Source organism: Paenibacillus sp. FSL H7-0737 (assembly GCF_000758545.1).
Lineage (GTDB): Bacteria > Bacillota > Bacilli > Paenibacillales > Paenibacillaceae > Paenibacillus_AQ.
Genome location: NZ_CP009279.1, coordinates 499860 through 511862, shown reverse-complemented (window position 1 = coordinate 511862; position 12003 = coordinate 499860). Strand labels below are relative to the sequence as shown.

The window sequence follows — 12003 nt, the reverse complement described above, 5'->3', positions numbered from 1 at the left end:
TAGTTCGGGTGAAGTGCGACCGGCACTTAGCCCTTGATGGAGCCAATCATCATCCCTTTGACGAAATAACGTTGCAGGAAAGGGTAAGCAAAGACGATCGGAAGTGTTGTAACAACCATGGTAGCCAGCTTGATGGACTGCGAGGTCACCGTCCTAGTCACGGCGCTTCCCTGGACGGCAGTCATCATCAGATTCGAGCTGGACTGGGCAACAACCCGGTACAGGAAGGTTTGAATCGGTTGCATGTTTTCATTGTTCATATAAATCATTCCGGTAAAATAATCATTCCATTGATAAACGCCATGGAACAGCGCAATGGTAGCCAGTACGGGCAAGGATACCGGTAGGACAACCCGCAGGAAGATGGACCAGTCATTAGCTCCGTCAATACGCGCCGCTTCCTCGAGACCATCAGGAATATCCCGGAAGAAGGTCATGAAGATGATTAGATCGAAGAAGCTGAACATGACCGGAATAATATAGACCAGGAAATTTTCTAGCAGATGAAGATCTCTGATGAGTAGGTACGTCGGAATAAGTCCGCCTGCGAAGATCATGGTTATCGTGCCTAACAGGATGTAGAATTTGCCCCCAATCAGTTCCCTGCGGGAAAACGCATAAGCAACCATCGCCGTAAAGAACACATGCAGACCTACGCCAAGAAGTGTTTTGGCTACGGTAAGCCACATCGCCCTCATAATACCCGGGCTAGCGAATACGGCACTAAAGTTCTCCAATGAAAACTTGCGCGGAAACCAGTAAATCCCACCCAGCATAGCATCTTTCCCGTCATTAAAAGCATTAACCAGCACGTACCAGATCGGATACAGCGTAACGAAGCAAATACAAAGCATTCCAATATTGTTGACTATATCAAAGACGACTTCGCCCTTGGTTCTGCGATTCAGTGTAATCATGTACAGGCCCTCCTTGGCCTAAAACAACGAGGTGTCGTTGAGTTTTTTGGATACTTGGTTGGCAATTAGCAGCAGAATGAGCGAGATAACCGATTTGAACATCCCAATTGCAGTTGAATACGAGAAGCGGGCCGAAAGCAGACCGGTATAGTAAACATAATAGTCAATCACATTGCTCGCGCTGTCATTCAGCGAATTGCGCAGTACCAGAATCTGATCAAAATTGGAGTTCAGTACACCGCTAACCGCCAGAATAAACAAGATGCTGATCGTTCCTTTAATGGTCGGTACGGTAACATACCACATTTTCTGGAATCTTCCGGCACCATCGATGGTGGCCGCTTCATACATTTCGGGAGATATGCTGGTAATGGCAGCCAGATAGATGATCGCTGACCAGCCCAACTCCTTCCATAAATCCGAGGTAATAATAATAGTCCAAAAATATTTTGGTTCAGCCAGGAACGAAATTGGCTGGTCGATCACATGCAGCGCCATCAGAATATTGTTGATGATTCCTATATCTGCCAGCCAAGTGGCAAGAATCCCGCCAAGGACGACCCAAGACAGGAAGTGGGGCAGATACGATATCGTCTGAATACTCTTCTTAAAGCGAACGGATCGGATTTCATTCAGAAAGAGAGCGAATATGATCGGCAACGGAAAGATCAACAGTTTGATTAAGCTGATGCCCAGCGTATTCTTCATTACATACACAAAATTATCGTCCGCCAGGAACTCTTTGAAATTCGCGAGACCGACCCAAGGGGCTTCTGAGATTGGCTTGACGATGTTGTACTCCTTGAAGGCGATAATAATGCCATACATCGGAATGTAGTTAAAAATAATCATCCATACTACACCGAGCAGTGCCATTGTCTGCAAATGTCGTTGGGTAATGAACTTCTTCCAAAGCGGGGTACGATTTACTTTACCGGTTTCGAAATTGCCCGAAAATTGAGGCTTCATCGCTGGGCTTAATTCCCCATTTGTTTTTTTCTCCATCATATGGACCTCCAGAATCTCTATATCCGCTCTTGTATAAAGCGTTTACAATATCTATGTATTCATTGTATTTGCTTTTGCCTGTCTCCATAAGGTATTGAATTTCGGATTATAGGTTCCATTTTTCGGGTTCAAGCTAAAACGCTTTCGCCATCCTTTAAGGACGGTAAGCGTTTATCCTTATATTTGGAGAAAAAAATAAAGGGAGGGCCTAGGCCCTCCCTTATTTTCTATGCCATTATTGCTCGAATTTGCTTGATCTCTCCACGCCGCAGAGCCTCTGCCTCATCGCCACGAACGAGTGCTCCTGAAATTTCGGTCACTGTTCCATCGTGATAGACGAGCGTCATGCTCTGAATAACAACCTTCTTCTCACCAAATGTATTCTCACATTGTGGGTTCGAATAAGTTACTTCCGTGCCACCTAGAAATGTGAAAGAGAGATTGCCTTGTTCATCAAATAGCCAGCCTGGTAGAACCGGATCCAAAGATAATGTAAGCTGTCCATCTTCTACTCTGAAAACATGGCTTCCGGCCATCATCGTTCTCCACATACTCAAGAATTCAGCAGTCGACCCACTTAATCTTGCAACGAACCCTCTACCATGATTGTTCGGATCAGGATTACCTCCGGTAGCGATAAAGGATGAATTTTCAAGCGTGCTGCGTCCATAGACAGCCGGATCTAGGAACGGAACTAGCGAGGTCTTCAGTTCTCCGTAGAACTCCTCATAAAGCCCGCCCTTCAACAGCTCAAGTAAATATTTATAGGACATATGCAGGAAGTTGGACTCCCGCTCTAACCAGCCTGGCGTAAAGGCTCTCATTCGTCCGATCTCATGAGACTCACCCTCTAGACTAACCGAAGTTTGATACATAGACGTAGTCGGATCATATAACTCTGTTTGCTTAATCAAATTATAGATTTCTTTGGCTTGCACCGGATCTTTCAGCGTCTTCAACAGGCGAGTAGGCCCCTCAAGGAAGTATGGCAATGCATAGACCTCAAACTCCTCTACCACAGCTTTTGGCAGGCCGTATCCGCTAAGTACTGGTTGACCTTCAGCATCTGTTACCTGCTGGAATTTCTTCGCCTCAAAGCGGAAATAGGTTGGGGTAAGTCCGTTACCAAGTTCTACTGCCTTGTTGATTCCCTCGTCGATTTTGACCAAGAACTTGGAGAGGGCCTCACGAATGTATTCTAAGGTTACTTCAGACTCAGTTCCAGTAATACCGAAACGGATACGTGCTCTATAAGCCTCACGCGCCGAAGCTACAGTATCCCAATAATTAAATTGTTCCAAATCTCCCGACAGAACCGCCGTGACCGCATGATATACCTCTTCAAGCAACTGGGCAATTTCTTCTGGCAGGTCTACAGCTCCTTGGACGCTTTCTTTGCTGTTCAGAGCATCTAACAAAAAGACTACGGTACGTTTCAGCTCAAAAGTCTCACTCATTCCGGAGCCGAACAATCCAGGCAGTCCATTCATAGCATCGTTCCAGCCCGGCTTATTGCCTTCCATTTCTACACCCATACCATAAGGATCAAGCGTAGCAAATTTATTCAAGGCAAGAGACAACATCTTCACGAACAGATTGGTGTGGTAAATGGCGCCGTGACCGCCTTCAGTACGCAGCCAATGGGTATCTCCAGCTTTCCATTTCAGCTTGTGCAGCTTCTCCTCATCCTCAAGGAGTGCACCATATTGCCGGGCCTTTCCGTCACTGATTACATATTTCTCACTACGTGGCAGCACATACGCTGGGCTGTCATAGAACGCATAGGTGTTATCCCCAAATAGAAGCTCCTGCTTTTTGTCAGGGAAGATATCCAAGTAACCTACTACCAGATCCATATTATATGTCCAGTGATCCGACCAGAAGCCTTCGCCAAAGGCTGCCTCAATGTTTTGCTGTGACAGGGCAAGTAATCCCGACAAAAATTGTTGTTCGCTTACCTTCAAGGCAACGTTATGATCCGCAATATAGTTCACTAAGCTACCTGGTGTGAACCGAGTGCTACACAGCTTTACAAGCTCAGCTTGATGATCTGCCGCAGCTTTTCCAATCCACTCCGCAGCTTGTGCCTTACTATCCGGTTTCACTTCAAAGGTTGTTCCTTGCACGCTCAGTGGATTGTAACCATCCGCCTGAATCAAGCTATAGAACATTTTGATGTTAAAGCTACCCACCTTCGGATTAAAAAACACATCATTCCGACGATTCTGATTCATATCACGGAAGTTTCCGTTCCCCTGTGAATAATATTCTGGGGCGAGTGAGAAGAAATTGTAGTCACGCTCCAAGTCACCGTGCTTACGCGAGTATAAGTGAACTACAAAGCCATCACCACCATTGTCAAAGACAAAAGGATAGCCTCCACGCAGGAAGTTATCGAGATAGGATTGACGGCAATACGCATCAAACACAGCCGATGAAGTGTGAGTAGCAATATCTTCCGTTAATTCCTCCGTCAGACCTGCGGCCTCTTGAGATTTAGACAGGATATATTCATCGCGGCATAACTGCTCCGCCTTCTTATTGATTTTGTCGATGTCATTTACATGTCCAACCAGTGTATTCAGGATCAGATTGCTACCTGGTGCTAAACGTCTTGCCACTCCGCTAAAACCGCACGGAACCTTGTTGACGGGGTATTGTGGAAGCTCGCCCAGTTCGGCAAGGGTTAATCCCGCAAAGCGGTCCGGGTACGTAAGCGAGGTATTGCCACCAAAGACTAGCTCGAAATCGACGATTGGCGAGACTTTTTCTCCTTCTCCAGTGAACGACAGGTAGAAATGGCCATTGGTAATTTCGCTAACCTGTGCATCATCATTGGTACTGGAACGCAGCTTATAGAACGGAATACCATTCTCTAAGTTGTATACGTCCATCCAGCTGCGCAGCAGATTCCCTATTTCCTTGTATCCACTGTTTTCTACGCCGTAAGGCAAGATTTCAGGCAAACCATCCATCAGCTCCAGCTCGATCTCTTTACCGCCGATGTTCTCAATCTCTACCCGACGTACCAATGCTGCATAATCGTCATTAGGCAAATTAAAATAGTGTACGGTCGTCTTCAGACCATGTCCGGCATGGCTTTCTTCAATAGTAAGCCCATTAGGCAAAATGGTCATGAGGCGCTTTGCAGCAGGATCTGGACGTGCAGATTGAAACGGTTCATAAATCTCTTGCTCACCTTTAATTTTGATAAAGGTTCTGAAACCGGTCGTCCCTACGTTCTTATAAGAGATATTTGCAGGAGAGAATTCCATGATCGGCGAATTCTTATCGCGTACCCCGAAGCTGCAAATGGCCTGACCCCGATTCACATAAAAAGTCCACATCGGAATTCCCTTCAGTCCGGCAAGACCCGGTAAGAAACTGGAAAAAGGCTTTCCTTCATCAAATTGCTCCATTACAAATGTACCTGATTCGAAATAATAGTTGCTCATATTTATGTCCTCCTAAGTTGTAGATTATTTATGAAATCAAATGCGTTACGATGGAATGAGGCGATAGCTCGCAGCTTGCAATCTCTTCGCCTAGACCTAGCGTTACATTGTGCTCTTCTTCACTTTCATTCATCAGTACGACAGCTATACTACCGTCAGGATTACGGAATGCTGTGGTTAAGATACCTTCCGCTTCAGATGTAAATCCGATCCGTACTGCACCTGGCGCAATGAATTTACTGAAATGCCCAATGTAATAATAGGAGCTGTTATAGTGCACTTCATCCGTTGTAGTATCTGCAATAATCGGCGCATCGCAGAGATTGCCTACATGGTTAGGACCTCCAGTCTCATCCAGTACCAGGTTCCAATCCAGGTATCCTTCTGTCCACGCATTGAGATCTCCAATCATGTTTCTGCCGTAACGTTCGCCTGTAAACCATTCTCCCAGCTTAACGCCGCCCTCTTGGCAGCCCTCTGTGAACAACAAATGCTTGTCAGGAAATAAATCATGTACCTTTTCTACTTTGTCGAACTCCTCGCCTCCGTACCAGTGAATACCTGTACCCCACACATACTTTGCAGCTTCAGGATCAGATAATACTGCCGAAGCACGCTCGACCATAATATCGCGGTTATGATCCCAGATTACAATGTTCACATCTGAATGGCCGGTCTGATGCATCACCGGTCCAAGATAATTTTTAACAAAATCCCGTTCCTCTTCCGCACTATAAATACATGAATCCCAGACCTGAACGGCAGCCGGCTCATTTTGCACGGAAACTGCCCAAATCGGTACTCCCTCTTTTCCATAAGCTTCAATGTATTTCGTATAGTAGCGCGCCCAAACTTCTGCGTATTCCGGCTTCAGTGATCCACCGTTATTCATTTCTCCATTTGTTTTCATCCATGCCGGAGGGCTCCAAGGAGAAGCCAGCATCGTGAATGCACCGCCTCTTACTTCCATGGCATCTTTTATCAGCGGAAGTACCCACTTATGGTCATGTGAGATATCAAAAGTAGCTAGCTCTGTGTCATGATCAGCAACATAAGTATAATTACCGAGGGCAAAATCACAGCTGTGTATATGAACACGCCCCATGCTATAGCCTAATCCCTCTACTGGATGGAAGTACCGATGAATAACCTCTGCTCGTTTCTCGGAGCTCAGACGTGACAACGTATAAGCAGCAGCTTCAGTGAAAGCGCCACCAAATCCAATCATCTTTTGAAACTCCTGCTCTGGCTTAATCTCCACATCGGCAGACCCAGATCCTACTCTTGCGCTAAAAACAATTGCATCTTTTGGAGTTAAGCGTTCCCCTGTATCTTTTGCAGTTACCACAGTTTGAACTTTTGCCATTTCATCCAGCTCCTTTGAATTGTTTTCTTACCAAAGCACTAGTCTTTACTGGATCATCTTCCGATGTTATAGATTCGGAGCAATGAGCCATCAAATCGAAACAATCGAAACCGGTTTCGTTTGTTTCGAAAAAAAATGATCTTCCAAATCAATTGAAAGAGCATTTATAACAAAGGGTCTATTATAGCTCCATCTCACTACATAAGATGTGCCAAATACCACTATCTCATCTCATAAGAACAATTGAAAGCTATACTGTCTTTTACTTTAGCAGGACTCTTTTCAGTTCGTCAAGATTTATCAGACTACTTTCCGCTAATCGGAGGTGCACAGGATTCCCGTTCAACCACTTCCACCGGAACTAAAATCGCTTCCTTATCTAATACTTTACCTTCAATTGAGGTTAAAAGAATGTCCGCCGCTTGGCTTCCAAGAAGCTCCGTATCCTGACGCACCGTTGTCAATGCAGGTGTAACGTACTCGGCAAGATCGATGTCATCGTAACCCATAACTGAAATATCCATCGGTACGGAAAGTCCACTATCTTTAGCGGCCATAATAGCCCCTAAGGCTAGTAAGTCACCGGAAGCAAAGACGGCGGTTGGACGTTCAGGGAGCTTAAGAAGCTCCAGCATCGCGTTATATCCGCTTTCCCGAGAATAAAAGGCTCCGTTTACCACATAGGACTTAGGTACTTTAAACCCTCGCTGCTTCATAGCGGTCTTGTAACCCAACTCCCGCATTTTACCTGGAAATGTGTTCATGCCGCCGGATATATGGGCAATCTTGCGATGCCCCAAAGAGGCTAGATACTCCACTGCCAGCTGGGCTCCAGAAGTATTATCTGAGCATACCGTATGCGTCTCAGAAGTCTCGAAATCCATAATAACGGTAGGAATATCACTCTCAAGCAGTTCACGGAAATACGGATCCTCATAATCGGACAAGAAGACAACAACGCCGTCTACGCCACGAATCCTGCAATTCTCTAAATAACCGCTTTGCTTACCACCGACATCTTTGGAGATAAACATGAGGGCATAACCCTTTTCAACAGCAACCTTCTTAAAGCTTTCGATCACAGCGCTGAAAAAAGGATGGCGAATACCAAATCCCGTATTCTCTACGAACAGCACGCCGATGGTCCACGATTTCTTAGTGGTCAATGTACGGGCATGTGAATTTGGCAAATACCCCATTTCTTGGGCAACCCGGAATATTTCCTGACGAGTTTTCTCACGTACATCGGAATAATTATTAAACGCCTTAGAAACCGTTGTTGGAGAGTAACCGGTTCTTTTGGCAATATCGTATATCGTTGTCAAATCGGCTCGCTCCTTGCCCTGACAAATGAAATGCCTTTTGTTCACTGCAATTTTAACGTCTTTCCGTACCGCCGTCCAGCGAAAAGTAACTTTGTACAGAGGGGAGTAGTGTAACGGTCTGAATCAACAGCCCCAGACTCATATAGATCAGATGTATAATTGCAACACTATTCAGCATGTACGTCTGCACCGTTATCCAAATGATTTGCCCAAACCCGATATACAGAGACAAAGCCCAGAAGCTATATAATTTCTTGAACGGATTTAATCGTTCCACCAAGTGCCACTGAGGTCTCTTGATCAGACCATAAACAACGAGGAGGGGCAGTAATCCAAATACGATAAATAGCAGAATACCCGGGAATAAAAAATCAGAGAATGGCGATCTTTCCAGCATAGAAGTCGGCATTTTCATTAGATCCCCGCTTGGATCTATTACAAGAGCACCGCCCCCTCCTAACGCTCCAACCCCCAAAAAAATAAGAAGAATATACAGCCATGTTACTGTACCCGGCCTTCCCTTCGTTAATTCCATTTCACTTCCCCATTTCCAAATAAGAATTAGAGCAACCCTATCTAGATAACGAATCTGCCCTTTTTTCTATTTTACAAGTTTTCCCTGTTTATCACCGAGATGCATATCACAAATTTGGCTGTGTTTATGGTTTTTTTACGTACGATGTGAACAGCAGCGCTTTACGTTATACTAAGTTTAGAAGCTAACATTTCAATTAACGGAACTCATAAATGAACATCATTGAATCCAAAGCATAAACAATTTCTACGTCCTTATAAGCGAGAAACCCAAGACATAAAGTATGGTGTGGAACTTATAGTTTATATTTCAAAAACAAGGAGACAGGACATGCGTACACATGCGCTGCACCTAACATACCTATGAACGATACCGACCTTCTATCTACCAAGCAGTGTGCTTATTGCCACAAGCTAAAGCCGCTCACGGAATTTCGCAGACGTACAGGCAAACGTTCCAAGGGGCAGTCACGCCGTGGTGCCTGCCGTGAATGTCGCAAACAACGGGAAACACTAAATATAAAACTCACAGCAAACCCCTTACTGGTGAAGCTTGATACGATTCAAACCCATCAGCACACTCTATTGGAGCGTCCCAAAGAGGGAAAGCCGTCTTCCGCTGCTGCTTCTTCAGGACAATCTAATCCGAACCGATGCGTACGAGGTTTGGAACAGCGAAGAAAAAGGCCGCATGCTCAAGGCACAAAGCTAAATCCCGAAGATCCAACCCAATTGATTCCTTCTACCAAAGGGATGATTCTAATGCGCGGTCATAGCGACAAGGGACGGCGTTGGCATCAGGAGATTGATCTAGCGCTTGCAATTACCCTGGTCAGGGAACATGCCGCTATCGTTGTAAACCGTCGAACGATTCGACGATTGTATAGTAATAAGGATTTTCGCGCTTATATACTAGCCAGAGACAATTACACCTGCTACTTCTGCGGCGCTTATGGGGACACCATTGATCATTTACTACCTCGTGCTAAAGGGGGTCATACAACCCCAAATAATTGCGTCTGCGCTTGCACGTTATGTAATCAGACTAAAGCTGATAAATCTGTTGAGGATTTTATGGGCCGAATATAACAACTTAAATCAAAAAGCCCTAATCTCGTAGGTTGTTCTGTTTCCGTGAACAGAATAACCTACGAGATTAGGGTCGCTTTTTAATGTGGAGAAGTGTAGTTTATTTAGTTGCCTGTAATATTCTTAACTCGTCCTACCTGTCCGCTAGTCAATCTGACCTTAATGCCATGCGGATGCCGAGGCGAGTTCGTGAGAATATCTTTCACCGTACCGTGTGTTAGCTTGCCTGTAGGCTGATCCTGTTTAAGTACAATATCCACTTCAAGCCCAGGACGAATATCCGCTCTTACTTGTCCGTTCATGATGTAATCCCCTTTCATGGGTTATAATGTTGTCAACTACAATAGATAAGGATGAGACGTTATGGCCTTCGGCATCAATAGAGAAGAATTATCCCGGTGGAAAAAAGCGGTCTCCGCAGGAGAGATCGCCTTCTTGACTCATTATTGGCTGGATCCACGCTTTCCCGGCATCACTACTGTCACCAAGGTGGGCTGTAGTGATCTTACCACACTGAAACACTGGTGCGAGGAGAACGGATTGCCTGCCCAATATATTCATAATCGTTCATCGTTTCCCCACTTTGACCTCATTGGACCTAGGCAGGCAGAAATCCTTCGACAAGAAGGTCAATGGGATCAGCTGGAACGTTTCAAACTGCTCTAAATACAAATTGTGATTTGAGACGTATTAATTACTTCTTTTTGCGTAAATCCTGCATGATTTTACGGCCGGTAGGTGTCTGTGCTAAACCGCCCCCTGCAGTCTCGCGGTGTTTCTCTGGCATAGCTGAGCCTACCTCGAGCATGACCTTGATAACTTCATCAGAAGGAATCACACTACGAACACCAGCCAGTGCCATATCTGCGGCGGCAAGTGCAGTAACTGCACCGAATCCGTTTCTAACAATACAAGGAATCTCAACAAGTCCGCCAACCGGATCACAAATCAGGCCTAAAGTGTTCTTAAGTGCTAACCCGACAGCATGCACTGCTTGTGCAGGCGTTCCGCCGCGTAGCTCGGTTAACGCGCCTGCTGCCATCCCAATGGCAGAACCTACCTCAGCTTGACAGCCGCCTTCCGCACCCGATACAAAGGAGTTATTGGCGATGACATAACCGATGGCCCCGGCTGCGAACAATCCGGATACCATGTAGTCATCATCCCAGCCAAACCGTTCCTGACAGCTGAGAAATACACCCGGAATAATCCCGCATGAACCAGCAGTAGGCGTCGCAATGATCCGGCCCATAGAAGCATTCACTTCGGATACAGCCAGCGCGTAAGCCATAGCTTGACCTGCAGGTCCACCTAGGCATGGCTCATCAGCTGCGTTGTATGCTCCTACACGCTGGGCATCCATGCCTGTAAGGCCGCTGCGCGAAGTTGTATCTTCATGCATCCCGCGATGAACAGCCTCTTTCATCACGCCATAATATTCACGCATCGTGGAAAATTCATGATCACTGGAACGTCCAGATTCCGCGCTTTGCTCTTCGAGCATAAGTGCTCCAATCGTGAGACCACGTTCCTCACACAATACAGCCAGCTCGCTAAGTGTTTGAAAATTCATGTTAAACTTTCCTTCCCCTTCTCATCTTGCTTACCTTCGTTTAAATTAACCAGCTTCACGGATTTCACAGCAGTGAGCGCTTTAAGCGCTTCAAGAAGCTCCGGTGTAGCCGCTTCATCCAGCTCCAGCACCGTTAAGGCTGCACCACTACGATTCTTACGATCGAGAGACATATGCCCTATATTAAACTGTCCGTTACGCATCACTTCCGTAACACTTGCCAGAACACCTAAATAATCCATATGATTAATCAGAACCGTCGGATAGATCCCCGTAAGCTTCACTCCAAAACCGTCGATATCAACAATCTCGATGTTTCCGCCACCAATAGATGTCCCTGTTAGTGTCAGTTCGCTTCCTGTTTCTTGTCCGATGAGATGCAGCTTAACGGTGTTCGGATGTGGGAACAGACCTGTTCCTTGCTTAAAAGAAACTTCCATCCCGGCTTCGACCGCCAGTTCTAGGGAATCTGGAAGCCGATGATCGTCGGTAGTGAAATCAAGTAACCCTCCAACAATCGCCCGATCTGTGCCATGTCCCTGATAAGTTGCTGCAAAAGAACCGAAAAACGTTACTTCAGCCACACGCGGTACTTCACCCAACACCTGCCTTGCAGCCCTCCCGATCCGTGCCGCCCCAGCGGTATGTGAGCTTGAAGGACCGACCATCGCCGGACCAATAATTGAAAATACATCCTTAAAACGCATAAAAGACCTCCTGCCTGCAAGAATAGGCA

Annotated in this window: 11 protein-coding genes; 2 read left to right on the top strand and 9 right to left on the bottom strand. The window is 45.9% G+C overall.

What is annotated here, in order from left to right:
• Nucleotides 1–26: 26 nt before the first annotated feature.
• The 6 genes from H70737_RS02295 to H70737_RS02270 all read right to left on the bottom strand — a co-directional run bounded on the left by H70737_RS02295 (nt 27) and on the right by H70737_RS02270 (nt 8606).
• Nucleotides 27–917, bottom strand: coding sequence for a carbohydrate ABC transporter permease (locus H70737_RS02295; protein ID WP_042184450.1), 891 nt, complete (start codon nt 915–917; stop codon nt 27–29).
• 18 nt (nt 918–935) lie between these two features.
• Nucleotides 936–1922 (bottom strand): ABC transporter permease, encoded by a 987-nt coding sequence (locus H70737_RS02290; RefSeq protein ID WP_081382970.1) that lies wholly within the window; start codon nt 1920–1922, stop codon nt 936–938.
• Nucleotides 1923–2152: 230 nt separating this feature from the next.
• A complete protein-coding gene (locus H70737_RS02285) occupies nt 2153–5380 on the bottom strand; it encodes a hypothetical protein (RefSeq protein ID WP_042184448.1) in 3228 nt (1075 codons plus the stop codon).
• A 28-nt stretch (nt 5381–5408) separates the two neighbouring features.
• Nucleotides 5409–6746, bottom strand: coding sequence for a glycoside hydrolase family 30 protein (locus H70737_RS02280; protein WP_042184446.1), 1338 nt, complete (start codon nt 6744–6746; stop codon nt 5409–5411).
• Between the two features lie 305 nt (nt 6747–7051).
• Nucleotides 7052–8071 (bottom strand): LacI family DNA-binding transcriptional regulator, encoded by a 1020-nt coding sequence (locus H70737_RS02275; RefSeq protein WP_042184444.1) that lies wholly within the window; start codon nt 8069–8071, stop codon nt 7052–7054.
• A gap of 52 nt (nt 8072–8123) precedes the next feature.
• Nucleotides 8124–8606, bottom strand: coding sequence for a hypothetical protein (locus H70737_RS02270; RefSeq protein ID WP_042184442.1), 483 nt, complete (start codon nt 8604–8606; stop codon nt 8124–8126).
• A gap of 362 nt (nt 8607–8968) precedes the next feature.
• Here H70737_RS02270 and H70737_RS30110 point away from each other — a divergent pair, with 362 nt between their 5' ends.
• The gene (locus H70737_RS30110) at nt 8969–9694 is read left to right on the top strand and encodes an HNH endonuclease (RefSeq protein ID WP_042184440.1); all 726 of its coding nucleotides are present in this window, start codon (nt 8969–8971) and stop codon (nt 9692–9694) included.
• Between the two features lie 104 nt (nt 9695–9798).
• Here H70737_RS30110 and H70737_RS02260 read toward each other — a convergent pair whose 3' ends face one another.
• Nucleotides 9799–9996: a YwbE family protein gene (locus H70737_RS02260; RefSeq protein WP_042184438.1), complete on the bottom strand. Its 198-nt coding sequence runs from the start codon at nt 9994–9996 to the stop codon at nt 9799–9801.
• Between the two features lie 61 nt (nt 9997–10057).
• Between H70737_RS02260 and H70737_RS02255 the strand changes: the two genes are divergently transcribed.
• Nucleotides 10058–10360, top strand: a complete 303-nt coding sequence (locus tag H70737_RS02255; RefSeq protein ID WP_042184436.1) for a hypothetical protein — start codon at nt 10058–10060, stop codon at nt 10358–10360.
• A 28-nt stretch (nt 10361–10388) separates the two neighbouring features.
• Here H70737_RS02255 and sdaAA read toward each other — a convergent pair whose 3' ends face one another.
• Nucleotides 10389–11267 carry an L-serine ammonia-lyase, iron-sulfur-dependent, subunit alpha gene (gene sdaAA, locus H70737_RS02250; protein WP_042184434.1) on the bottom strand — a complete coding sequence of 293 codons (879 nt, stop codon included), beginning with the start codon at nt 11265–11267 and terminating at the stop codon, nt 10389–10391.
• On the bottom strand, nt 11264–11974 hold the full coding sequence (gene sdaAB, locus H70737_RS02245) for an L-serine ammonia-lyase, iron-sulfur-dependent subunit beta (protein WP_042184432.1): 711 nt from the start codon (nt 11972–11974) through the stop codon (nt 11264–11266). Before sdaAB ends, sdaAA begins: the two co-directional genes overlap by 4 nt.
• Nucleotides 11975–12003 lie beyond the last annotated feature (29 nt).